Genomic DNA, 21,637 nt, shown 5'->3' with positions numbered 1-21,637 from the left:
AGTTACGGCGGCCATAGCGAAAGGGAAACACCCGGTCCCATCCCGAACCCGGAAGTTAAGCCTTTCAGCGCCGATGGTACTGCAACCGCGAGGCTGTGGGAGAGTAGGACGCCGCCGGACATACTTTGCGCAGCGCCGACCTGTTGATCAGGTCGGCGCTGCTGCTATTTCGGGCCGCTTCCCGTCCACACGATCGGTCCGTGCTGCGCTTTCCACAGGCACTCCTGCGACGCCGCGTGAGGGTCAGGGCCGGCGGGAAGGATCCTCGCGGAGGTGATCACCTGTGGTGACGAAGAAGAAGCAGGTCCAGGACCCGGCGGAGGATCCGACGGTCGGCCTGGCGTCGGTGAATGAGGTCCATCTTGTGGGGCGCATCTCCGCTGCCCCCGTGGACCGGGAGATGCCGAGCGGCGACGTGCTCACGAGCTTCCGGGTGGTGGTGCATCGGCTGGATGCGGCCGGCTCGGGCGGACGGCGCCGCGTGGACGCCATCGACTGTCACACCTGGTCGGCGCGGACGCGCAAGCAGGCCGCCTCGTGGGCGGTCGGCGACGTCGTGGAGCTGCGCGGTGCGTTGCGGCGACGGTTCTTCCGGTCCGGCGCCGGCACGCAGTCGATGACGGAGGTGGAGGTGCTGACGGCGAAGATGGTCAGGCGCGGAGGGTCCGGATGAGGACGCCGGGGTGCGGCTTCGGCTGGAACGAGGTGGCCTTCTCGGGCAGCAGGCGTCCCGCGAGGACGGTGCGCCAGATCTGGGTCGGTGTCGGCGCTGGAAGCAGGACAGCGGTGTCGCGCCCACGGCGTACGTGCCGCATGGTGTCCTCGACGCTGTGATGGTGACGGACTCGCGTGGGTCCCCGCCGGAGCGCGGGGACGAGCGTGTCGTGGAGGTAGTCGACCGCGCTGCGTGCGTGCGCCGGGAGGAGGACGCTGGCCCAGCTGCTGCCATCGCCGACGACGAGCGTGGACGGGTCTAGCGTCGCGAGCGCGGCCTCCCGATCGCCGTCCTTCCAGGGCAGGTCGAGGGCGTGTGCCGCCTGGCGCAGGTCGTCGAGCGTCACGCCTTGGAGCACCCGGTGGATGGCACCGAGGTGCAGCGGGGTCGCCCCTTGGTCGACGAGCATGGCAAGGCCGTGGTCCGCAGGACCTCCGGGGCAGCGTGCCTGCACGCGGAGGTAGGCGGCGTACCGGTGGTGCCCGTCGGCGATCAGGGCCCGGGTCGGCTGCCAGGCGGTGTTGAGGGCAGCGACCGTGCTCGGCTCGTGGACGGCCCAGATCCGGTGATGCTGGTCGCCGCGGTCGCGGAAGGCCTGGTCCGGCTCCCGCTCGATGACCGCTGACAGCGCGTCCCGTGCGGCTTGCGGGTAGTCCTGCAGCAGGAGGATGGGGGCGGGATTCAGCGCCATCTCCTGCATCCGGTCGGCGAGCTCGTCCGCCTGCTTCGGGTGGATCCCCTCGTGGGGAAGCACGGCGGCGTCCTCGACGCACGTCGCCCGCCGTGAGACGTCGAGAGCGCCGACGACACCGCGGACCGTGAGACCCGCCTCGGTGTACTCGTGCACGTAGAGGGCGGGGGCAGCGTCCTCGACTAGGTCGCCGCGCTCGAGCCAGCTCGTCAGGCGGGCCGCGACCCCGCGGTAAGGCCGGGCGTAGAGGCGTGCCGAGGCCGGGTCGCCGACGCGGGCCGGATTGAGGCGCAGCGCTCGGAACGGCTCGAGTCGCAGCGGTCCGGAGACGTACGGCGGGATGACCACGGCACTGTCGTCCATCCAGCCATCGTAGGGTGCCGATGGTGACCGATCCCGACGTGAGGAGAAGGAGGCGCGGGTGCTGGAAGTGTCCCCGGGGCCGCTCTGCGAGGCCTACGACCTGGCGATGCTGGACCTCGACGGGGTGGTCTACGTCGGCGGGGTGGCCGTGCCACGTGCGCCGGAGGCGCTGTCCGCCGCCCGCGGTGCGGGCATGCGGGTCGCGTTCATCACGAACAACGCGTCCCGGCCGCCCGACACGGTCGCCGAGCACCTGACCGAGCTGGGCGTGTCGGCGACCCGCTCGGACGTCGTCACGTCGGCCCAGGCGGCGGCGCGTGTGCTTCGGGACCGGCTGGGCGAGCGAGCCCGCGTGGTTGTCCTCGGCGCGGAGGGGCTGCTTCAGGCGCTCTCGGAGGAGAGCCTTGTCGCGGTCACGGTCGAGGACGATGCGGACGCTCTGGTGACCGGCTACGGCCCGGAGGTGCGGTGGAAGGACATCATGCATGGCGCCGTCCGGGTGCGCGACGGCCTGTGGTGGGTGGCCAGCAACACCGACATGACGCTGCCCACCCCGTACGGGCCGGCGCCGGGGCACGGAGTGCTCGTGGAGACGCTCCGGCGGTTCACCGGCGTCGACCCGGTCGTGGCCGGTAAGCCGGCCCGCCCGCTGCTCGACGAGACGATCAGGCGGGTCGGCGGAGAGCGGCCACTGATGGTGGGGGACCGCCTCGACACCGACATCGCGGGCGCCCACAACACCGGGGTGCCGTCGCTGCTGGTGATGACCGGCGTGACCACCGCGGCCGAGCTCGTCGCGGCCGCGCCCGGGCTGCGGCCGACGTACCTCTCGCCCGACCTCGACGGGCTCTCCGCCGAGCACCCTGTGCCGACCCTCGACGACGGAGTCGCCACGCTCGGCGGCTGGCGGGCCTCGGTCGTCGGCGCGCGGCTCGAGGTCAAGGGTGACGGCGACGTCGCCGACTGGTGGCGGGTGGTGGCGACCGCCGCCTGGGCGTACCTCGACGACTCCGGCAGACCCGCCGACATCTCGGGACTCGACGTGCCGGTCGCCGACGGCGGCTCCGGCGGACTGTAACCTCGACGACATGACCGACGAGTCGCAGCCCGCAGCGCAGCCCGCTGCCGACCCGGTGCGCACCGGGGTCCCCGCGGTCGACGCCGTCCTCGAGCCCCTCGACGGCCTCGACGATCGCCCGATCGAGGAGCACGTGGCCGTGTTCGAACGGGCCCACGAGCAGCTCCGGCGGGCGCTGGACACGACACCCGGGTCCTGAGCGGAGGCGTCGGTGCCGCCACGCCGCCTGCGCCTGGACGCGGAGCTCGTACGCCGCAAGCTGGCCCGTTCGCGCGAGCACGCCACTGAGCTCATCGCTGCCGGCCGGGTGACCGTGTCCGGGGTCAGGGCGACCAAGCCGGCGACCGGGGTGACCACGGATGTCGCGATCCTGGTCACGAAGGACCCCGGCAGACCCGACTACGTCTCGCGCGGTGGCCACAAGCTGGCCGGGGCGCTGTCCGCGTTCGAGCCGCTGGGCCTGTCGGTCCAGGGCCGTCGCTGCCTCGATGCGGGTGCATCGACGGGTGGCTTCACCGACGTGCTCCTGCGTCACGGCGCGCGCGAGGTCGTCGCCGTCGACGTCGGCTACGGCCAGCTGGCCTGGTCGCTCCAGCAGGACCCCCGCGTCGTCGTCCACGACCGCACCAACGTCCGCGACGTCAGCCTCGAGCTGATCGGCGAGCCCGTCGACGTCGTGGTGGGGGACCTCTCCTTCATCTCGCTGGCGCTCGTGCTCGACGCGCTGCTGTCGGTGACGGCGCCGGACGGTGACCTGGCACTGATGGTGAAGCCGCAGTTCGAGGTCGGCAAGGACAGGGTCGGCAAGGGCGGCGTCGTCCGGGACCCGCTGCTCCGGGCGGAGGCAGTCAACGCCGTCGCTGACGCTGCGGCCGGGCGTGGCTGGGGGGCCCGGGCCGTCACGACCAGCCCGTTGCCGGGGCCGTCGGGCAACATCGAGTTCTTCCTCTGGCTCCGCCGCGGCGAGCCGACGATCTCCGCGGAGGAGATCGAGCGGGACGTCGTCGCCACCGCGGGTCTCCGTGACGTGTCGGCGCCGTCTGAGAGGGTTGACCCGTGAGCCAGCACGACGTGTCGAGCGCCAGCGCCCCCGGGGAGGACGGGGGGCGCAAGGTCCTCATGCTCACCCACACCGGCCGTGGCGAGGCGCGCGAGGTGTCGATGGCCTGCGCGAAGTCGCTGGCCGACCACGGGATCGTGGTCAGGATGCTCGCCTCGGAGGCCCGCGATCTCGATGTCGAGCCGACGGCGTACGACCCGGCGATCGAGCTGGCCGAGCACGAGAGCGAGGCCAGCGCGGGCTGCGAGCTGGCGCTGGTCATCGGCGGCGACGGGACGATCCTGCGCGCTGCGGAGATCACCCACGCCGACGGGACGCCGGTGCTCGGCGTGAACCTCGGCCACGTGGGGTTCCTGGCCGAGGCGGAGTACGACGACGTCGAGTCGACCATCGACGCCATCGTGCATCGGCGCTATGCCGCGGAGGACCGGCTCACGCTGGACGTGCGGGTGTTCCGCGACGGCGAGGAGGTCTTCCGCACGTTCGCCGTCAACGAGGCGAGCGTCGAGAAGGCGGCCCGGGAGCGGATGCTCGAGGTGGTCGTGGAGATCGACGGCCGGCCGCTGTCGCGGTGGGGCTGCGACGGCGTCGTGTGCGCGACCCCGACCGGGTCGACGGCCTACAACTTCAGCGCCGGCGGCCCGATCGTGTGGCCCGCGGTCGAGGCGCTCCTGATGGTGCCGATCAGCGCGCACGCGCTCTTCGCGCGGCCGATGGTCGTCGCGCCGACCTCGGTGCTCGCGGTCGAGGTCATCGACCGTACCGAGAGCGCCGGCGTCCTGTGGTGCGACGGCCGGCGCTCGATCGACCTGCCGCCCGGGGCGCGGATCGAGGTGACCCGCGGGCGGTCGCCGGTGCGCCTGGTGCGGCTCCACCAGGCGCCGTTCACCGACCGGCTGGTCCGCAAGTTCGGCCTGCCGGTGGAGGGCTGGCGCGGCGCGGCCGAGCGACGGCGTACGGCGGGAGGGGGCGAGCATGCTTGAGGAGCTGCGCATCTCGGGGCTCGGTGTCATCGAGTCCTCGACCCTCGAGCTCGGGCCCGGTCTCACCGTCATCACCGGTGAGACCGGTGCGGGCAAGACGATGATCGTGACCGCGCTCGGGCTGCTGCTCGGCGGTCGCGGCGACGCGGGGGCGGTGCGCAAGGGTGCCAAGGCGGCGCGCGTCGAGGGCGTCGTGGACGCCCGTGCCCTCGACGCCTTCGCCGCCGCTGTCGACGAGGCAGGCGGAGAGGTCGAGGACGGCCGCGTGCTGCTCGCCCGCTCGGTGGCGGCCGAGGGCCGCTCTCGAGCGTTCGTTGGCGGCGCTGCGGTCCCGGTGACGGCCCTCGCCGACGTGGCAGCACCGCTGGTCGCCGTCCATGGCCAGTCCGACCAGCATCGACTGCTCCAGGCTCCCGCGCAACGGGAGGCGCTCGACCGCTTCGGCGGTTCGCGCCTCGAAGAGCTGCGGGCGGCGTACGCGTCCGTGTACCACCGGTTGCAGGCCGTCGAGGCCGAGCTCGCCGAGGTGAGCACCCACAGCCGCGAGCGGGCACGGGAGGCCGACCTGCTCCGCTTCGGGCTCGGCGAGGTCGGGCAGGTCGCGCCGCAGCCGGGGGAGGACGCCGCGCTGGCCGCGGAGGAGTCCCGGCTCGGCTTCGCCGACACGCTGCGTGCGGCGGGGGAGCAGGCGCGCGAGGCGCTCTCCGCCGAGCAGGGCGGTCCCGACGCCCTCGGTGCCGCCGCCGCGGCACGGGGGCTGCTGGACGGTGTGCGCGAGCACGACGAGGAGGCCGGGGCGCTTGCCGACCGGCTCGCCGAGATCACCTACCTGCTCTCCGACGTGGCGGCCGACGTGGCGTCGTACGCCGCCGGCATCGAGACCGACCCGACCCGCCTGGCTGCGGTCTCGGAGCGACGCGCAGCGTTGACGGCCCTGACGAGGAAGTACGGCGACACCATCGACGACGTGCTGGCCTGGGCCGAGCAGGCCGCGCAGCGGCTGCTCGAGCTCGACGGCACCGACGACCGGATCGAGGAGCTGCGCTCCGAGCGGGCCGGCCTGCGCGCGCAGCTGGCGGAGGCCGCCGACGCGCTGTCCGTGGCGCGCCGCGAAGCCGCGGGCACTCTCGCCGAGGAGGTCACCGCCGAGCTCGGCGGTCTCTCCATGCCGCACGCCCGGCTCTCCGTCGAGGTGCGCCAGCGCGAGACGGATCCGCCGGCCTCCGAGGACGAGCCGCACGCTCCGCTGCGGGTCGACGGACGCTGGGTGCGCTACGGCTCGTCCGGCGCCGACGACGTCGAACTGCTTCTGGCCGCCAACACCGGCGCCGAGGCGCGGCCCCTCAACAAGGGCGCGTCCGGGGGAGAGCTGTCGCGCGTCATGCTCGCCATCGAGGTGGTGCTGGCCGGGACCAGCCCGGTCCCGACGTTCGTCTTCGACGAGGTCGACGCCGGAGTCGGCGGCACCGCCGCGGTCGAGGTGGGCCGCCGCCTGGCGCGCCTCGCGCGCAACGCGCAGGTGCTGGTCGTGACCCATCTGCCGCAGGTCGCGGCGTACGCCGACACCCACGTGGCCGTGGAGAAGAGCAGCGACGGCTCCGTGACCAGCTCGGGGCTGACCGTGCTCGACGACGAGGGCCGGGAGCGGGAGCTCTCCCGCATGCTGGCCGGGCTGACAGAGTCCGACACCGCGCTGGCCCACGCCCGCGAGCTGCTCGAGGTCGCACGGTCCGCCCGTCCAGAGGCCTGACCGGGATCACGGGCCGTCGAGCCCGCCGACACACCGGAGCGCCGCTGCCGGGACCGGCCCGCAGCCGGTGTGAAGATGGACGCGCCATGAGATTCCCGACGCGCCAGATAGCCACCGTGCTCCCCGGGGTGCGTGGAACGCTCCGCGCCGAGCGACCCACCCGGGCCCTGCTCCCACGGCTCCGCGCCGGCGACGTCGCGGTCATCGACCACACCGACCTCGACCGCAACACCGCCCAGGCGATGATCGACGCCGGCGTGGTCGCCGTCGTCAACGCGCGGCCGATGGTGTCGGGACGGTTCCCGAACCGCGGCCCGGAGATGCTCGCGGAGGCCGGCGTCCTCATGCTGGACGGGATCGGCGAGGGCGGCTACAGCAGTCTGGCCGACGGGCGGCGGGTGCGGATCCACGAGGGTCAGGTCTACGACGGTGAGCAGCGCCTCACGGAGGGCCGCGAGGTCGACCTGGCGCTCGTGCGCGAGGAGATGGAGCGCGCCCGGGCAGGCATGAGCGCCCAGCTCGAGACGTTCACCCACAACAGCACCGAACTGCTCCGGCGGGAGCAGGACGTGCTGCTGCACAGCGCCGGGGTCCCGCGCCTCGGCACCCGGGTCGAGGACCGTCCGGTCGTCGTCGTGGTCGAGCATCCCGACTCGGCCGCCCAGCTGCGTGGGCTGCGCTCCTTCGTCAAGGAGCAGCACCCGGTCCTGGTCGCCGTCGGCGGTGCCGTCGACCTGCTGCAGCGGGAAGGGCTCCGCGCCGACGTGGTGGTCCTTGGCCCCGATGCCGACGCGCTGCCGGGCGGCAGGGCGCTGAAGGCGGCCCGCGACGTGGTGGTCGCTCCGGGGACACTGCCGGCCGCGCCGGTCACCGAGGCGCTGGAGAGGATGGCCGTCGAGTCCGCCCGGTTCGTCTCCGCGATCGCGGCCGAGGACGCCGCCCTGCTGCTCGTCCACGCCCACCACCCGCGGCTGGTGGTCGGGGTCGGCATGAGCGCCACGCTCACCGACTTCCTCGAGCACCAGCGACCGGGTCTCGCCAGCACCTACCTGACCCGGCTCGCGCTCGGGCCGACGCTCGTCGACGCCGCGACCGTCCCGACGCTCTACTCCGGCAGGGTCCGCAAGCGCCACCTGCTGCTGGCGCTGCTGGTCTGCCTCCTCGTCGTCGCAGCAGCGGTCGCGACGACCGACGTCGGCCAGGACTGGTACCACCACCTCGGCCAGCAGCTCCACCAGCTCCTCGACCGGGTCAGTGACGCAGGGGGCGGCTCGTGACGGAGGCAGCCAGGTGATCCGCCGCAACGTCGTCTCGGTGGTGGCGGTCTGCGGCGCCCTCGCGGTCGGCATCGCCGTGGGCGGGGGCCCGCTGAGCGACCTCGGCCACGCCGCGCCGGACCGCTCGACGACCGCCGCTTCCGTGGTGCCGGAGGCGGTCCGTGCGCAGGCGGACCTCGGCTCGGACTTCGCCCGCAGCGTCGGCCCGACGCTCACGTCGGGCGTGCTCAGCGGTCAGCGGGTCGCAGTGGTCGCGATGCCCGGGGCCGAGGAGCGGGTGGCGGCGCTGGTGGCCCAGGTCAAGGCCGCCGGCGGGTCGATCGGGAGCGTCGTCGACGTCCAGCCGACGCTCGCTGACACGTCCCGGAAGACCTTCGCGGACACGATCAGCAGCCGGCTCGCCGGTCAGTACGCCGGCCGGGTGGCTCGCGGACTGACGACCTACGAGCGACTGGGCCAGGTCGTCGGCGCGACGTACGCCGCCCACGTGACGATCGGCGCCTACACCGCCGACCAGCAGACGGCGTCGAAGACGCTCGTCGCCGCGAAGCTGGTGAAGGTGAGCCAGAGCAGCGCACCGGCGAGGCTGGTCCTCGTCGTGCTCGGCGACCACGTCGACGAGACTGTGCTGCCGGCCTTCGTCCGCGGGCTCGGTCGGGCCGCCGACGGCCTCGTGGCGGTCGGCGACAGCGCCTCGGCGACGGGCGACCTCAAGGTCCTGAGGGCGCAGAAGTGGGACGGCTGGTTCGCCTCGGTCGACGGCGTCGAGACCACGATGGGACAGGTCGCGACGCCGCTGGCGCTGGCCCGGCAGGTGCACAGGCTGGGCGGTAGCTTCGGCGCGTCAGGGTTCGGCGGAATCACCTCGCTGAGATAAGATTGAGGTCCATGAAGTCGGGGACCCCAACGAAGCACATCTTTGTCACAGGGGGCGTCGCCTCCTCTCTCGGGAAGGGTCTGACGGCTTCGAGCCTCGGCCGCCTTCTCCGCTCGCGCGGGCTCCGCGTGACCATGCAGAAGCTGGATCCGTACCTCAACGTCGATCCCGGCACGATGAACCCGTTCCAGCACGGCGAGGTCTTCGTCACCAACGACGGGGCCGAGACCGACCTCGACATCGGTCACTACGAGCGGTTCCTCGACACCGACCTGCAGGGCATCGCCAACGTGACCACCGGGCAGGTCTACTCCAACGTGATCGCCAAGGAGCGCCGCGGCGACTACCTCGGCGAGACGGTCCAGGTGATCCCGCACATCACCAACGAGATCAAGGACCGCATCCTCGCGATGGACGGCGACGACGTCGACGTCGTCATCACCGAGATCGGCGGCACCGTCGGCGACATCGAGTCGCTGCCGTTCCTCGAGGCCGCGCGCCAGACCCGGCAGGCGATCGGTCGCGCCAACGTCTTCTTCGTCCACGTCTCGCTGGTGCCCTACATCGGGCCCTCGAAGGAGCTCAAGACCAAGCCCACCCAGCACTCGGTGGCCGCGCTGCGACAGCTCGGCCTGCAGCCGGACGCGATCGTCTGCCGCGCCGACCGCGAGCTGCCGGAGGGGATCAAGCGCAAGATCGCGCTCATGTGCGACGTCGACGACGACGCCGTGGTCACCGCGCCGGACGCGCCGTCGATCTACGACATCCCGAAGGTGCTCCATCGCGAGGGCCTCGACGCCTACGTCGTACGCCGGCTCGACCTGCCGTTCCGTGACGTCGACTGGACCGTCTGGGACGACCTGCTCCGCCGGGTCCACCACCCGAAGGAGGAGGTGACGGTCGCGCTCGTCGGCAAGTACATCGACCTGCCCGACGCCTACCTCTCCGTGGCCGAGGCCCTGCGCGCCGGCGGGTTCGCCAACGAGGCGAAGGTCAACATCCGCTGGATCCCCTCCGACGAGTGTGAGACCCCCGAGGGCGCGGCGAGGAACCTGCATGACGTCGACGCCGTCTGCGTCCCCGGCGGGTTCGGGATCCGTGGGCTGGAGGGCAAGCTCGGCGCGCTGACCTACACCCGCACCCACGGCATCCCGACGCTCGGGCTCTGCCTCGGCCTGCAGTGCATGGTGATCGAGTTCTCCCGCAGGGTGCTCGGCCTGGAGAAGGCCGACTCGACCGAGTTCGACCCCGACACGCCGGAGCCGGTGATCGCGACGATGGCCGAACAGCTCGCCTTCGTCGAGGGCGCCGGTGACCTCGGCGGGACGATGCGGCTCGGGCTCTACCCCGCCCAGCTCAAGAAGGGCTCGATCGTCGCCGACGCGTACGGCGAGACGCTCATCCAGGAGCGCCACCGGCACCGCTACGAGGTCAACAACGCCTACCGCGAGCAGCTCGAGGGAGCCGGGATGGTCTTCTCCGGCCTCTCGCCGGACAACGAGCTGGTCGAGTTCGTCGAGCTGCCTCGCGAGACCCACCCGTACTACGTGGCCACCCAGGCCCACCCCGAGCTCCGTTCGCGGCCGACCCGGCCGCACCCGCTCTTCAAGGGCCTGATCAGCGCCGCGCTTCAGCAGCAGCGGGCGCAGCGCTTCCCGATCGACGAGTCGAAGCTCCACCGCGAGCCCGACGACGTCCTCGGGCCGCTGGAGACGGACGCGGTGACCGAGGAGGCGTGAGGCCGCCTCGCGCTCAGAGGGCCCGGGCGGCGAGCTGCCGGGCGAGGACGTCGTCGAGCTCCCGTAGTCCCTTGCGGACGAAGTCGGGGAGCGAAGGATCCGCCTCCAGTCGGCGCGCCTCCGCGAGGAACGCCTCGTCGGCGACGGCGGCCGGATACATCCGGGTCAGCTGGACGCCCATGCTCAGCAGACTGCCGCGCAGCTCGGGCAGCGCAGCGAGGTAGCGGCCGGCGTACGGCCGGAGGAGGTCGCGCTGGCCGGGCCGCCAGAAGAGCGTGCCGAGCGCGTAGAGCGCCTCGGTCCGCGGCACCCGGTCCTCGACCATGACCGCCTGCCACACCGCCTCCTTCGCCTCCGGGTCGGGGGCCGCGGCACGGGCGACGAGGGCGCTCACCCAGGCGTCCGGGTCGGGGTCGCGGGCGAGGAGAGCCTCGGCTGCGTCGCCGTCGTACTCACCCAGCTCGGCGCGCCGCGCCATCAGCCGCCAGGCGAGGTCGACGTCGTCCGCGGCGGCTGCCTCGACGACGTCGAACTGGTCGTCGCAGCCGGCGTGGCGGGCGAGCGTCTGCAGTGCTGGCAGGCGGAGCGCGGGGTCGTCGGCCAGGCCGAGCGCCGTCTCGGCCACGCGTGCCCGCTGCGCCTCCACGGCGGCCGGCGCGGTCCATCGCTCTGCGGCGATCGAGGCCAGGTCGAGGAACGGGCCGACGACGTACGGGTTGCGCTCGGTCTGCAGGACCGCGCAGACCCGGTCGACCAGCTCGGCGCCGCCGAGCTCGCCGCGGAAGAGCCGGTCCCAGGCGCCGTTGACGGCCAAGGCACGGGAAAGTACGTCAGGGAGCCGCCCGGCGTGCTCCCGCAGCCAGGTCTCGCTCGCTGCGTCCGAGCGGGTCGCCGCAAAGGTCAGGTCGCCGGCGTTGAGCAGGTGGCAGGCCGCGTCGGGCAGCTCGACGCTCGAGACAGGCTCGTCCAGGGTCAGCTCGGTCACGGCGACGAGGGTGCCGTCGTCGGCGAACGAGGCGACGTCGAGCCGGTGGGGGCGCGGGGCGTGCTCGTCCGGGCTGGTCACCGTCACCGTGCCAGTGGCGCCACCGGTGCCACCGGTCTGGCCCGCGCCGGGGCGGTCGGTCTCGAGGGCGACCACGTCGGTGCCCGCGTGGTCGAGCCACGCGTCGGTCCAGCCCGACAGGTCTCGGCCGGCGGCCTTGCCGACCGCCGTCATCAGGTCCTCGAGCACCGTGTTTCCCCAGGCGTGGTCGCGGAAGTACTGCTGCAGCCCCGCGAGGAAGGCGTCCTCGCCGACGTACGCATGGAGCTGGCGCAGCACGCTCATGCCCTTGCTGTAGGTGATCGCGTCGAAGTTCGCCAGCGCGTCCGCGACGCTCGGCACCGTGCCGCGGATCGGGTGCGTGGCCGCCGTCTGGTCTGTCTGGTAGGCCATCCGCTTGCGCCCGACGGCGAGGGCCGCCCACACATCGGCGTACGCCGGCATCGCGGCCTGGGCCCACGCCGCCGCCCAGGTGGCGAACGCCTCGTTGAGCCACAGGTCGTCCCACCAGCGCATCGTGACGAGGTCGCCGAACCACATGTGGGCCATCTCGTGGAGCACGACCTCGGCGATCTGGAGCCGGTCGGTCGGGGTGGGCTCGGAGCGGGGCAGCATGATGTCGCTGTGGGTCACGGCGCCCCAGTTCTCCATCGCGCCGCCCATGTTGGGGACGAAGATCTGGTCGTACCGGCGCTGCGGGAACGGCATCCCGAACCTCACGCCGAACCAGGCCAGCCCGTGCTCGGTGACCGCCAGCAGCTCGTCCGTGTCGCGCTCGAGGAGGGGGCGCAGGGACCGGCGGCAGTAGAGGCCGAGGTCGTAGCCGCCGCGCTCGGCGCGGATCTCATGGAAGGGGCCTGCGTTGACCACCACGACGTACGGCGAGAGCCGCGGCGTCTCCTCGAAGACCCACGTCCGCGCCTCCTGGCCTGTGTCGGTGGAGGTCTTGCGGGTCACCGAGGCGGGTGCGGTGTTGCTGATGACCAGCCACGAGGCGGGGGCGTCGACGGTGAACGCGTGCACGGCCTTCAGGTCGGGCTGGTCGAAGCAGGCCCACAGCCGCCGGGCGTCGTCGGGCTCGAACGTGGTCCACACATAGACGAGCCCGTCGGAGGGGTCGACGGTCCGCAGGACGCCCCGGCCGGAGCCCGTGTCGCTCTGCCGCGAGGTGACCACGAGCGTGTTGCGATCGGCGAGCGCGGGGAGCGGGATCCGGCCGTCCGCCGCCGTGGAGAGGTCGAGTGGCGCGCCGTTCAGGGTCGCCACCACCGGCTCGGCGACGCAGTCGACGAAGGTGGCCGCGCCCGGCTCGGAGCAGGTGAACGTGATCATCGAGGTGGTGGTGAGCGTGTCGCCGTCGAGGAGGCCGGTGAGGTCGAGCGCGACGTCGTACCGCTCCACGTCGAGGAGCGCCGCCCGCGCGACCGCCTCGTCGAGGGTGAGGCTGGCGGGCTGGTCGGTCGGACGGGGCGCGGTCTGCGTCACAGGGAGCCTCCGGGGCGAGGGACGGTGATGGGTGCACGGTAGTCTCGCGGCATGTCCGAGCCGGTGTCTGCCCCTTGGTCCGACCAGACTCCCGACGGCCACTGGGACGTCGACGAGGCCTGGCCGGTCGCCGACAGCACCGACCTCCACCGGGACTCCTGGGTCGTCGCGCTGCGTGCCGACCGGATCAACCGTCCCGGTCACACCGACGAGGAGCCGTTCCGCCGGCTGGTGGTGGAGCACCCCGGGGCGGCCGTCGTGCTCGCGGTGGACGACGAGGACCGGGTGCTGTGCCTGCGGCAGTACCGCCATCCCGCCCGGCGCCGGTTCGTCGAGCTCCCGGCCGGGCTGATCGACGCCGAGGGGGAGCACGGGCTCGACGTGGCGCAGCGCGAGCTGCGCGAGGAGGCGGCCTACGCCGCGGCCGAGTGGCAGCCGCTCGCGACGGCGTACTCGTCCCCGGGGATCTCGGAGGAGCGGATCCAGTACTTCCTTGCGCGCGGCCTCCGGCCGGTCGACCGCGGCGACTTCGTGCTCGAGCACGAGGAGGCCGACATGGAGGTCCTCTGGCTCCCGGTCGACGAGATCGTCGACGCGGTCCTCGACGGCCGCGCCACCGACGGCCCGCTCGCCATCGCGGTTCTCGCCTACGACGCCCTGCGGCGACGCGACCGGGGCTGACGCGGACCGCGGCGGCGTACGCCCTAGACTCTGGCCTCATGAAGATCGGCGTCCCCCAGGAAGTCAAGAACCGCGAGTACCGCGTGGCGATCACCCCGATCGGCGTGCACGAGCTCACCTCGCACGGCCACGAGGTGTTCGTGCAGCAGGGGGCGGGCGTCGGGTCGTCGATCGCCGACGAGGAGTACGCCGCCGCCGGAGCGAAGATCCTGCCCGACGCGGACGAGACCTGGGGCATCGCGGACCTCGTCCTGAAGGTCAAGGAGCCGGTCGCGGAGGAGTACGCCCGCATGCGCGAGGGGCAGGTGCTCTTCACCTACCTCCACCTCGCCGCGGACAAGCCGCTGACCGAGGAGCTGCTGGCACGGAAGGTCACCGGGATCGCGTACGAGACGGTGCAGCTGTCCTCCGGTGCGCTGCCGCTGCTCTACCCGATGTCGGAGGTCGCGGGCTGCCTGGCACCCCAGGTCGGCGCCTACAACCTGATGAAGGCGCAGGGCGGCCGTGGCGTCCTCATGGGCGGCGTCGGCGGCGTCGCCAACTCCAAGGTCGTCATCATCGGCGCCGGCGTCTCGGGCCAGAACGCCGCCAACATCGCGCTCGGGATGGGCGCCGACGTCACGCTGCTCGACACCGACCTCGACAAGCTCCGGATGTCGTTCTGGCGCTACGACAACCAGGTCCACGGGCTGGCCTCCTCGAAGCTGGTGCTCGAGGAGCAGGTCCGCCAGGCCGACCTCGTGATCGGCGCCGTGCTGATCCCGGGTGCCGCCGCGCCGAAGCTGGTGTCGAACCAGCTCGTCAGCGAGATGAAGCCGGGCTCGGTCCTCGTCGACATCGCGATCGACCAGGGCGGCTGCTTCGAGGACTCCCACCCGACCACGCACGACGACCCGACCTACCAGGTCCACAACTCGACGTTCTACTGCGTCGCCAACATGCCCGGCGCGGTGCCGAATACCTCGACGTACGCGCTGACCAACGCCACGCTGCCCTACACCGTGGCGCTGGCCAACAAGGGCTGGCAGCAGGCGCTGAAGGACGACGCGGCGCTGGCGAAGGGGCTCAACACCCACGCCGGGGTCCTCACCAGCGCGCCGGTCGGTGCCGCGGTCGGCATCGACGCCGTCTCCGTGGAGTCGGTGCTCGCCTGAGGGCAGGGCCCGAGGGGCTGGGGCCGGTGACCGGGATCGAGCGGGCCGTACGCACCTACCTCGACCACCTCTCGGTCGAGCGCGGGCTCGCGGCGAACACCCTGGCGTCGTACCGGCGTGACCTGCGGCGGTACGCCGAGTACCTCGCCTCGCGGGGGCTCGACGACCTGGACTCGGTCACCGAGGCGATCGTCAGCGACTTCCTGGTCCGTCTGCGCGAGGGCGAGCCAGGGCCCGACGGTCCGGGCTCTCCCGGAGGCCATCCGCCGCTGAGCGCGACCTCGGCGGCGCGCACTGTGGTGGCCGTACGCGGCTTCCACAGGTTCGCCGTCGTCGACGGCCTGGCGAAGCTGGACCCGGCCGGGGGAGTGAAGCCGCCGCGGCCGGCCAAGCGGCTGCCGAAGGCGCTGCCGCTGGCCGACGTCGAGGCGATCCTGGAGGCGGCCGGCGCTCCGGAGACGGTGCTGGCGCTGCGTGACCGCGCCCTGCTGGAGGTGCTCTACGGCACCGGCGCGCGGATCTCGGAGGCGGTCGGTCTCGACGTCGACGACCTCGACCTCACCGACGGCACGGTCCTCCTCCACGGCAAGGGCGGGAAGGAGCGGCTCGTGCCCATCGGGTCCTACGCCCGGCACGCGGTCGAGGCCTATCTCTCCCGGGCACGTCCGGCGCTGGCCGCCGGTGCCTCAACACGCTCGACCACCGGCGGTGCGCTCTTCCTCAACGCCCGCGGCGGCCGGCTCTCCCGGCAGTCGGCATGGGCGGTCCTGGCCAAGGCGGCCGAGCGGGCCGGGATCACCAAGGATGTCTCGCCCCACACCCTGCGGCACTCGTTCGCCACCCACCTGCTCGACGGCGGTGCCGACGTACGCGTCGTCCAGGAGCTGCTCGGCCACGCCTCGGTGACCACGACCCAGATCTACACGCTCGTGACCGTCGACAACTTGCGCGAGGTGTTCGCCACCGCCCATCCTCGGGCGCGATGACGGTCTCGACGGGCTCGGTGGGCGGCACCTGGGTGCCGCCGGTCGGGGCGACGCCCGACGAGGTGTACGACGCCGTGTCGACCTGGGCGGCCGGGAGGGGGCTGGAGCTCTACCCGCACCAGGACGAGGCGCTGATCGCGCTTCTCGGCGGCGCGAACGTCATCCTCGCGACGCCGACCGGCTCGGGGAAGTCGCTCGTCGCGACCGGCGCCCACGCGGCGGCGCTCGCCTCCGACCGGGTGTCGTTCTACACGGCGCCGATCAAGGCGCTCGTCTCGGAGAAGTTCTTCGACCTGTGTGCGGTCTTCGGCGCGGACAACGTCGGGATGCTGACGGGTGACGCGTCGGTCAACGCCGACGCGCCGGTCATCTGCTGTACGGCGGAGGTCCTCGCCAACATCGCGCTGCGCGAGGGCTCGCGCGCCGACGTGGGGCTCGTGATCATGGACGAGTTCCACTACTACGGCGAGCCCGACCGCGGCTGGGCCTGGCAGGTGCCGCTGCTCGAGCTGCCGCAGGCGCAGTTCCTGCTGATGTCCGCGACGCTGGGGGACACCTCGGCGATCGCGACGGACCTGACCCGCCGCAACGGCCGGGAGACGGTGCTGGTCGACCAGGCGGAACGGCCCGTTCCGCTGTCCTTCGAGTGGCGGATGACCCCGCTGGCGGAGACGCTCGAGGAGCTCGTCACCACGGGCCAGGCGCCGGCGTACGTCGTCCACTTCACGCAGAAGGACGCGGTCGAGCACGCCACCTCGCTGCTCCACGCGGGCTGGGTGAAGCCGTCGCCCGAGGCGGCCGAGGAGCTGCGGCGCCGACTTGAGCCGGTCCGCTTCGCGGCGGGCTTCGGGAAGACGCTGTCCAAGCTGCTCCGCAAGGGGATCGGCGTGCATCACGCCGGGATGCTGCCGCGCTACCGCCGGCTGGTCGAGCAGCTCGCCCAGGCCGGGCTGCTGACGGTCATCTGCGGCACGGACACGCTCGGCGTCGGCATCAACGTGCCCATCAGGACGGTGCTGTTCACCGGGCTCTCGAAGTTCGACGGCCGGCGGCAGCGGGTGCTGCGCACCCGCGAGTTCCTGCAGATCGCCGGGCGCGCGGGCCGGGCGGGCTTCGACACGCAGGGCTACGTCGTCGTACAGGCTCCCGAGCACGTCATCGAGAACGAGAAGGCCAAGACGAAGGCGGAGGAGCGTCGGGCCGCCGGGAAGAAGAACGCGAAGGCCCAGCTCAAGAAGCCGCCCGAGGGCACCGTCGTGTGGACGGAGGCGACCTTCACCAAGCTCGTCGACGGGGACCCCGAGCCGTTGTCGTCGCGGATGAAGGTCGACAACGCGATGATCCTCAACGTCGTCGCGCGCGACGAGGACGCCTTCCCGGTCATGCGGCGGCTCGTGCTCGACAACCACGAGCCGCGTCGGCAGCAGCTCCGGCTGGCGCGCCGCGCCGTACGGCTGGCGCGCTCGCTGGTGAGGTCCGGCGTGCTGACCCGGCTCGAGGAGCCCGACGAGCTCGGCCGGCGCTACGTGCTCACCGAGGACCTGCCCGCCGACTTCGCGCTCAACCAGCCGCTCGCGCACTTCGCGCTGGCAGTCCTCGACACGCTCGACCCCGAGTCGCCGGAGGCGAAGCCGGAGGGGAGCGCCGGCGACCGACTCCAGTACACCCTCGAGATCGTGTCGGTCGTCGAGGCGGTGCTCGAGGCACCTCGACAGGTGCTGCTCGCGCAGCAGTACGAGGCGCGCGGACGGGCGGTGGAGGAGATGAAGGCCGACGGGATCGAGTACGACGAGCGGATGGCGCTCCTCGAGGACGTCACCTGGCCGCGGCCGATGGCGGAGCGGCTCGAGGCGCTCTACGAGGTCTACCGGCGGTCCCACCCGTGGCTCCCGGAGGACGCACTCGACCCGAAGTCCGTCGTACGGGAGATGTACGAGCAGGGGATGACCTTCACCGACCTCGTACGCCGCTACCAGCTCGCCCGCTCGGAGGGGCTGGTGCTGCGCTACCTCACCGATGCCTACCGGACCTTCCGACAGACCGTGCCCGACCAGCATCGGACACCGGAGCTCGAGGACCTGATCGAGTGGCTGGGGGAGACCGTCCGGCAGACCGACTCCTCGCTGCTCGACGAGTGGGAGGCGCTCAACGACCCCGCCCACGTGCCGGGCACGGTCGCGCACCACGAGCCGCCGCCGAACCCGCGGCCGATCTCCCAGCAGTCCCGCGCCTTCGAGGTGATGGTCCGCAACGCCATGTGGGCGCGGGTCGACGCCGTCGCCCGCGACGACCTGGACGCGCTCATGGCGATCGAGCGCGCCGCGGCCGACCGGGTGGAGCCGCCCCGCGAGGTCGTGATGACGCGTTCGTCGTGGGACGAGGCGCTCGAGGACTACTACGCCGACCATGACCGGGTCGGCATCGACGCCGACGCGCGCTCGCCGCGCTGGCTCTCCTGGGAGGCCGTGCGCGGCGTACCGGCGGGGGCCGACGAGGACTCCGCCGAGTGGGCGGGCCGCGAGGCCCGGCTGTGGCGGGTGACCCAGACGCTCGACGACCCGGCCGGCGACCACGACTGGGTGATCGAGGCGGTCGCCGACCTCGACGCCTCGGACGAGACCGGCGAGCTCGTGCTCGCGACCGTGGTGATGCGCCGGCTGTGACCCGTGCGCCCAGGGTCGCACTGGGCTGAGCGTGGCGGCCTGGCTCAGGGCGGTCCGGCGAGCCAGTCACCCTCGACGACCAGGGCGGTGAGCCCGGTCGCCGTACGCGTCTCGTGGGACTCGCCGGCGCTCCACACCGCGACCCGTCCCGGGCCGATCTCCTGGCGCTCGCCATCGGCACCGCTGACCACCGCGACACCGATGATGGGGACCAGCGCCTGCGGGCCTGCCGCGTCGTGCCGGCCGATCACGCCGTCGGTGCCGAGGTGGGCCACGGCGACGTGGCCGTCGGCGAGGCGGCCGAAGGCGGCGATCGTGAAACTCCGGCTGTCGAACTCGTCGATGCCGCGGCAGTCGAGGTCGGCGAGGGTGACGATGCGCATGGCGCCTCCTGTGCCGGGTCAGAGGGCGAGCTTGAACCCCTCGTGGGTCTGACCGTAGCCGAGCGCGCGGTAGAACCGATGTGCGTCCGGGCGGGCCTTGTCGGAGGTCAGCTGGGCCATTCCGCGGCCGCGTGCCCGGCCGCGCGCGTGCGCGTGCTCCATCAGGGCGCGGCCGATGCCCAGGCCGCGCCGCTCGGCAGCCACCCGGACCGCCTCCACGAGCAGCCTGGTCGTCCCGTTGCGTGAGATGCCCGGGATGTAGGTCAGCTGTGCGGTGCCGACGACCTCGCCGTCGAGCTCGGCGACGACCAGCTCGTTGTCGGGGCTGGCCACGATCGCCTCGAACGCACGCACGTGCGGCTCGCCGTACGTTCCGGTTCGCTCCGCCGCCACCGAGTCGTCCGCGATCAGTGCCACGATCCGCTCCAGGTCGTCCTTGGTCGCATTCCGGAAGATCAGCTGCACGGGCGCAACCCTAGGGCCGAGGAGCAATGCGGAGCGGAGCTGTCCGCAGGCAGCGTTACGTTGCGGCCATGGCGTACACGTTCCAGATCACGATCGATTCGAGCGAGCCGCACGCGCTGGCGGCGTGGTGGGCGCACCTCGACCTAGGCATCGGCGACGACGAACCGGCCGAGGTGGTCGATCGCCTCCTCGCCCGCGGTGCGACGAGGCTCTGGGACGCCGCCCAGGGCGCTCTCCACTGGATCACGATGGCCGACCCGGAGGGCAACGAGTTCTGCGTCCCCGGGTAGCCACTAGGCTCGACGCCATGAGCGACGTCGAGGTCAAGAACAATCCCGCCGAGAACCGCTACGAGGCCTGGCTCGACGGCAAGCTGGCGGGCATGGCGGTCTACGGCCTGAGCGAGCACGCGATCGTGTTCCTCCACACCGAGGTGGGCGACGAGTTCGAGGGCCACGGTGTCGGGAGCGCCCTGGCGCGCGCCGCGCTCGACGACGTGCGCGCCGACGGGACGCGCGACGTGGTGCCGCTCTGCCCGTTCATCAAGGGCTGGATCGCCAAGCACCCCGACTATCAGGACCTCGTGCACAAGAGGTCCTGATATCCACAGGGCCGTGCACAGCCGGTCCCGCACCTGTGGGGTTGTCGGGGGATTCGTGCACAGTTCATCAACAGATTTCCGGGCGAGCCTGGGGGAATCCACCTACGCCTTGTGACGGCGAATCGGGCGGCTCTACAGTCGCCCGAAATCGGGCCACAAGTCGCCGAGTCGACTTATGTCCTCCCGGATTCGCGCTAGGGGGTAGCGATGAGCGACGGTACGGGTCAACCGCCCGGTGTGGGCATGGGGTCCGCGGCCTCCGAGATCCCGCCCACCGTACGCCGGCCCACCGACGGCCCCGTCCCTGTCGCCCAGCCCCGTGCTGATCAGCTTCTGGAAAGCGAGCTACACGTGACACTGCCCTTCGACACCCCGGTCCGGGAGCCGGAGCTCGGCCCGACCGGCCGCCCGCTGCCCGACCTCCCGGAGCCGCCCCCGCTGCGCGAGCACGGGCCGGCCCGGGTCGTGGCGATGTGCAACCAGAAGGGTGGGGTCGGCAAGACCACCACGACCATCAACCTCGGCGCGGCGCTGGCGGAGTACGGCCGCAAGGTGCTGCTCGTCGACTTCGACCCCCAGGGCTCGCTGTCGGTCGGGCTGGGGATGAACCCCCACGAGATGGACCTGACCGTCTACAACCTGCTCATGGAGCGCGACGTCACCCTCGACGAGGTCGTCGTGAGCTCGGGCATCGACGGCGTCGACCTGCTGCCCGCCAACATCGACCTGTCGGCAGCGGAGGTGCAGCTCGTCCACGAGGTCGCCCGCGAGCAGACGCTGCAGCGGGTGATCAAGCCGGCGCTCGACACCTACGACGTCATCCTCATCGACTGCCAGCCGTCGCTCGGCCTCCTCACGGTCAACGCGCTGACGGCGTCCGACGGCGTGATCGTGCCGCTGGAGTGCGAGTACTTCGCGCTCCGCGGTGTCGCGCTCCTCAAGACGACCATCGACAAGGTCCAGGAGCGGCTCAACCCGGGGCTGCACGTCGACGGCGTGCTCGGGACGATGTACGACGGCCGCACGCTGCACAGCCGCGAGGTGATGGAGCGGCTGGTGCAGGCCTGGGGCGACACGGTCTTCCACACCGTCATCCGGCGTACGGTGAAGTTCTCGGACTCGACGGTGGCCGGCGAGCCGATCACGACGTATGCCGCCACCAGCCAGGGTGCCGACTCCTACCGCCAGCTCGCGAAGGAGGTGCTGGCCCGGTGGCAGCGCGACGCGTGAGACTGCCCGCCGCCGACGACCTCTTCCGCCCCACCGCAGACCAGGCCCAGAGTCGGGCCCAGAACCGGCCCCAGTCCGGCTCCGAGGGCTCCGCCGAGGAGCAGGAGAAGCAGCCGGTACGCCGGGTGCGGGCGGTCCCCGAGGCAGGCCAGACCGCCGCCGAGACCGAGGCTCCCGCGAAGCGGAGCCGGCGCTCCAGCGGGCGGGTGCGGCACGACGAGAAGATGACCGTCTACATCACCTCCGAGGAGCTGCTCGATCTCGAGCACGCCCGGCTTTCGCTGCGGCGCAGCCACGGGCTCGCCGTCGACCGCGGCCGGCTCGTCCGCGAGGCGGTGGCGATCGTGCTCGCCGACCTCGAGGCCCACGGCGAGGACAGCGCCCTGGTGCAGCGGCTCGCGGGAGAGTGAG

General features: G+C 72.4%; 21 protein-coding genes and 1 rRNA gene. 18 read left to right on the top strand and 4 right to left on the bottom strand.

Features of this window, described 5'->3' with window-relative positions:
- The first annotated feature begins 3 nt into the window (after positions 1 to 3).
- Both rrf and ABLE53_RS14985 read left to right on the top strand, forming a co-directional pair.
- Positions 4 to 120: ribosomal RNA gene (gene rrf, locus ABLE53_RS14990) — 5S ribosomal RNA — on the top strand.
- A gap of 163 nt (positions 121 to 283) precedes the next feature.
- A complete protein-coding gene (locus ABLE53_RS14985) occupies positions 284 to 673 on the top strand; it encodes a single-stranded DNA-binding protein (protein ID WP_348859777.1) in 390 nt (129 codons plus the stop codon).
- On the opposite strand, the gene ABLE53_RS14980 is transcribed toward ABLE53_RS14985, so the two are convergent.
- Positions 651 to 1,769 carry a DUF1015 family protein gene (locus tag ABLE53_RS14980; protein ID WP_348859776.1) on the bottom strand — a complete coding sequence of 373 codons (1,119 nt, stop codon included), beginning with the start codon at positions 1,767 to 1,769 and terminating at the stop codon, positions 651 to 653. The genes ABLE53_RS14985 and ABLE53_RS14980 overlap by 23 nt on opposite strands.
- Positions 1,770 to 1,827: 58 nt before the next feature.
- Between ABLE53_RS14980 and ABLE53_RS14975 the strand changes: the two genes are divergently transcribed.
- The 8 genes from ABLE53_RS14975 (at position 1,828) to pyrG (ending at position 10,533) form a co-directional block, all read left to right on the top strand.
- Positions 1,828 to 2,847, top strand: coding sequence for an HAD-IIA family hydrolase (locus ABLE53_RS14975; protein WP_348859775.1), 1,020 nt, complete (start codon positions 1,828 to 1,830; stop codon positions 2,845 to 2,847).
- Positions 2,848 to 2,857: 10 nt separating this feature from the next.
- The gene (locus ABLE53_RS14970) at positions 2,858 to 3,046 is read left to right on the top strand and encodes a hypothetical protein (RefSeq protein ID WP_348859774.1); all 189 of its coding nucleotides are present in this window, start codon (positions 2,858 to 2,860) and stop codon (positions 3,044 to 3,046) included.
- 12 nt (positions 3,047 to 3,058) lie between these two features.
- Positions 3,059 to 3,907 (top strand): TlyA family RNA methyltransferase, encoded by an 849-nt coding sequence (locus ABLE53_RS14965; protein WP_348859773.1) that lies wholly within the window; start codon positions 3,059 to 3,061, stop codon positions 3,905 to 3,907.
- Between the two features lie 59 nt (positions 3,908 to 3,966).
- Complete coding sequence (locus ABLE53_RS14960; RefSeq protein ID WP_425474884.1) at positions 3,967 to 4,890, top strand: NAD kinase; 924 nt, start codon at positions 3,967 to 3,969, stop codon at positions 4,888 to 4,890.
- A complete protein-coding gene (recN, locus tag ABLE53_RS14955) occupies positions 4,883 to 6,640 on the top strand; it encodes a DNA repair protein RecN (protein WP_348859771.1) in 1,758 nt (585 codons plus the stop codon). The genes ABLE53_RS14960 and recN overlap by 8 nt, the downstream gene beginning before the upstream one ends.
- 86 nt (positions 6,641 to 6,726) lie before the next feature.
- Positions 6,727 to 7,917: a putative cytokinetic ring protein SteA gene (gene steA, locus ABLE53_RS14950; protein WP_348859770.1), complete on the top strand. Its 1,191-nt coding sequence runs from the start codon at positions 6,727 to 6,729 to the stop codon at positions 7,915 to 7,917.
- Between the two features lie 13 nt (positions 7,918 to 7,930).
- The gene (locus ABLE53_RS14945; RefSeq protein WP_348859769.1) at positions 7,931 to 8,794 is read left to right on the top strand and encodes a copper transporter; all 864 of its coding nucleotides are present in this window, start codon (positions 7,931 to 7,933) and stop codon (positions 8,792 to 8,794) included.
- Positions 8,795 to 8,805: 11 nt separating this feature from the next.
- On the top strand, positions 8,806 to 10,533 hold the full coding sequence (gene pyrG / locus ABLE53_RS14940) for a CTP synthase (RefSeq protein ID WP_348859768.1): 1,728 nt from the start codon (positions 8,806 to 8,808) through the stop codon (positions 10,531 to 10,533).
- Between the two features lie 13 nt (positions 10,534 to 10,546).
- On the opposite strand, the gene pepN is transcribed toward pyrG, so the two are convergent.
- A complete protein-coding gene (gene pepN / locus ABLE53_RS14935; protein WP_348859767.1) occupies positions 10,547 to 13,063 on the bottom strand; it encodes an aminopeptidase N in 2,517 nt (838 codons plus the stop codon).
- Between the two features lie 51 nt (positions 13,064 to 13,114).
- On the opposite strand from pepN, the gene ABLE53_RS14930 reads away from it, so the two are divergent.
- The 4 genes from ABLE53_RS14930 to ABLE53_RS14915 are packed head-to-tail and all read left to right on the top strand — an operon-like array spanning position 13,115 to position 18,547.
- Positions 13,115 to 13,744 carry an NUDIX domain-containing protein gene (locus tag ABLE53_RS14930; protein WP_348859765.1) on the top strand — a complete coding sequence of 210 codons (630 nt, stop codon included), beginning with the start codon at positions 13,115 to 13,117 and terminating at the stop codon, positions 13,742 to 13,744.
- A gap of 38 nt (positions 13,745 to 13,782) precedes the next feature.
- Positions 13,783 to 14,898: an alanine dehydrogenase gene (gene ald / locus ABLE53_RS14925; RefSeq protein WP_348859764.1), complete on the top strand. Its 1,116-nt coding sequence runs from the start codon at positions 13,783 to 13,785 to the stop codon at positions 14,896 to 14,898.
- Between the two features lie 26 nt (positions 14,899 to 14,924).
- The gene (xerD, locus tag ABLE53_RS14920; protein ID WP_348859763.1) at positions 14,925 to 15,884 is read left to right on the top strand and encodes a site-specific tyrosine recombinase XerD; all 960 of its coding nucleotides are present in this window, start codon (positions 14,925 to 14,927) and stop codon (positions 15,882 to 15,884) included.
- Entirely contained in the window at positions 15,881 to 18,547 is a 2,667-nt protein-coding gene (locus tag ABLE53_RS14915; RefSeq protein WP_348859762.1) for a DEAD/DEAH box helicase, read from the top strand. Before xerD ends, ABLE53_RS14915 begins: the two co-directional genes overlap by 4 nt.
- 44 nt (positions 18,548 to 18,591) lie before the next feature.
- Here the strand turns inward: ABLE53_RS14915 and ABLE53_RS14910 are convergent, their stop codons facing one another.
- Both ABLE53_RS14910 and ABLE53_RS14905 read right to left on the bottom strand, forming a co-directional pair.
- Positions 18,592 to 18,930 carry a cupin domain-containing protein gene (locus ABLE53_RS14910; protein ID WP_348859761.1) on the bottom strand — a complete coding sequence of 113 codons (339 nt, stop codon included), beginning with the start codon at positions 18,928 to 18,930 and terminating at the stop codon, positions 18,592 to 18,594.
- Between the two features lie 18 nt (positions 18,931 to 18,948).
- Entirely contained in the window at positions 18,949 to 19,395 is a 447-nt protein-coding gene (locus ABLE53_RS14905; protein ID WP_348859760.1) for a GNAT family N-acetyltransferase, read from the bottom strand.
- Positions 19,396 to 19,463: 68 nt separating this feature from the next.
- Here ABLE53_RS14905 and ABLE53_RS14900 point away from each other — a divergent pair, with 68 nt between their 5' ends.
- The 4 genes from ABLE53_RS14900 to ABLE53_RS14885 all read left to right on the top strand — a co-directional run bounded on the left by ABLE53_RS14900 (position 19,464) and on the right by ABLE53_RS14885 (position 21,636).
- A complete protein-coding gene (locus tag ABLE53_RS14900; RefSeq protein ID WP_348859759.1) occupies positions 19,464 to 19,685 on the top strand; it encodes a VOC family protein in 222 nt (73 codons plus the stop codon).
- A gap of 17 nt (positions 19,686 to 19,702) precedes the next feature.
- Complete coding sequence (locus ABLE53_RS14895) at positions 19,703 to 19,996, top strand: GNAT family N-acetyltransferase (protein ID WP_348859757.1); 294 nt, start codon at positions 19,703 to 19,705, stop codon at positions 19,994 to 19,996.
- Positions 19,997 to 20,347: 351 nt separating this feature from the next.
- Entirely contained in the window at positions 20,348 to 21,226 is an 879-nt protein-coding gene (locus tag ABLE53_RS14890; protein WP_348859756.1) for a ParA family protein, read from the top strand.
- Positions 21,223 to 21,636 carry a hypothetical protein gene (locus tag ABLE53_RS14885; RefSeq protein WP_425474879.1) on the top strand — a complete coding sequence of 138 codons (414 nt, stop codon included), beginning with the start codon at positions 21,223 to 21,225 and terminating at the stop codon, positions 21,634 to 21,636. Before ABLE53_RS14890 ends, ABLE53_RS14885 begins: the two co-directional genes overlap by 4 nt.
- Position 21,637: the final 1 nt, after the last annotated feature.

Source organism: Nocardioides asiaticus, from assembly GCF_040049175.1.
GTDB lineage: Bacteria > Actinomycetota > Actinomycetes > Propionibacteriales > Nocardioidaceae > Nocardioides > Nocardioides cheoyonin.
The sequence above is the reverse complement of the archived record's forward strand: the minus strand, read 5'-3'. Positions and strand labels throughout refer to the sequence as shown.

Bases quoted from the DNA above. Each gene is read 5' to 3' on its own strand.
- ABLE53_RS14980 (WP_348859776.1), bottom strand. From the start codon at position 1,769: ATGGACGACAGTGCCGTGGTCATCCCGCCGTACGTCTCCGGACCGCTG.
- ABLE53_RS14970 (WP_348859774.1), top strand. From the start codon at position 2,858: ATGACCGACGAGTCGCAGCCCGCAGCGCAGCCCGCTGCCGACCCGGTG.
- ABLE53_RS14960 (WP_425474884.1), top strand. From the start codon at position 3,967: ATGCTCACCCACACCGGCCGTGGCGAGGCGCGCGAGGTGTCGATGGCC.
- recN (WP_348859771.1), top strand. From the start codon at position 4,883: ATGCTTGAGGAGCTGCGCATCTCGGGGCTCGGTGTCATCGAGTCCTCG.
- steA (WP_348859770.1), top strand. From the start codon at position 6,727: ATGAGATTCCCGACGCGCCAGATAGCCACCGTGCTCCCCGGGGTGCGT.
- pyrG (WP_348859768.1), top strand. From the start codon at position 8,806: ATGAAGTCGGGGACCCCAACGAAGCACATCTTTGTCACAGGGGGCGTC.
- ABLE53_RS14930 (WP_348859765.1), top strand. From the start codon at position 13,115: ATGTCCGAGCCGGTGTCTGCCCCTTGGTCCGACCAGACTCCCGACGGC.
- ald (WP_348859764.1), top strand. From the start codon at position 13,783: ATGAAGATCGGCGTCCCCCAGGAAGTCAAGAACCGCGAGTACCGCGTG.
- ABLE53_RS14915 (WP_348859762.1), top strand. From the start codon at position 15,881: ATGACGGTCTCGACGGGCTCGGTGGGCGGCACCTGGGTGCCGCCGGTC.
- ABLE53_RS14910 (WP_348859761.1), bottom strand. From the start codon at position 18,930: ATGCGCATCGTCACCCTCGCCGACCTCGACTGCCGCGGCATCGACGAG.
- ABLE53_RS14900 (WP_348859759.1), top strand. From the start codon at position 19,464: ATGGCGTACACGTTCCAGATCACGATCGATTCGAGCGAGCCGCACGCG.
- ABLE53_RS14895 (WP_348859757.1), top strand. From the start codon at position 19,703: ATGAGCGACGTCGAGGTCAAGAACAATCCCGCCGAGAACCGCTACGAG.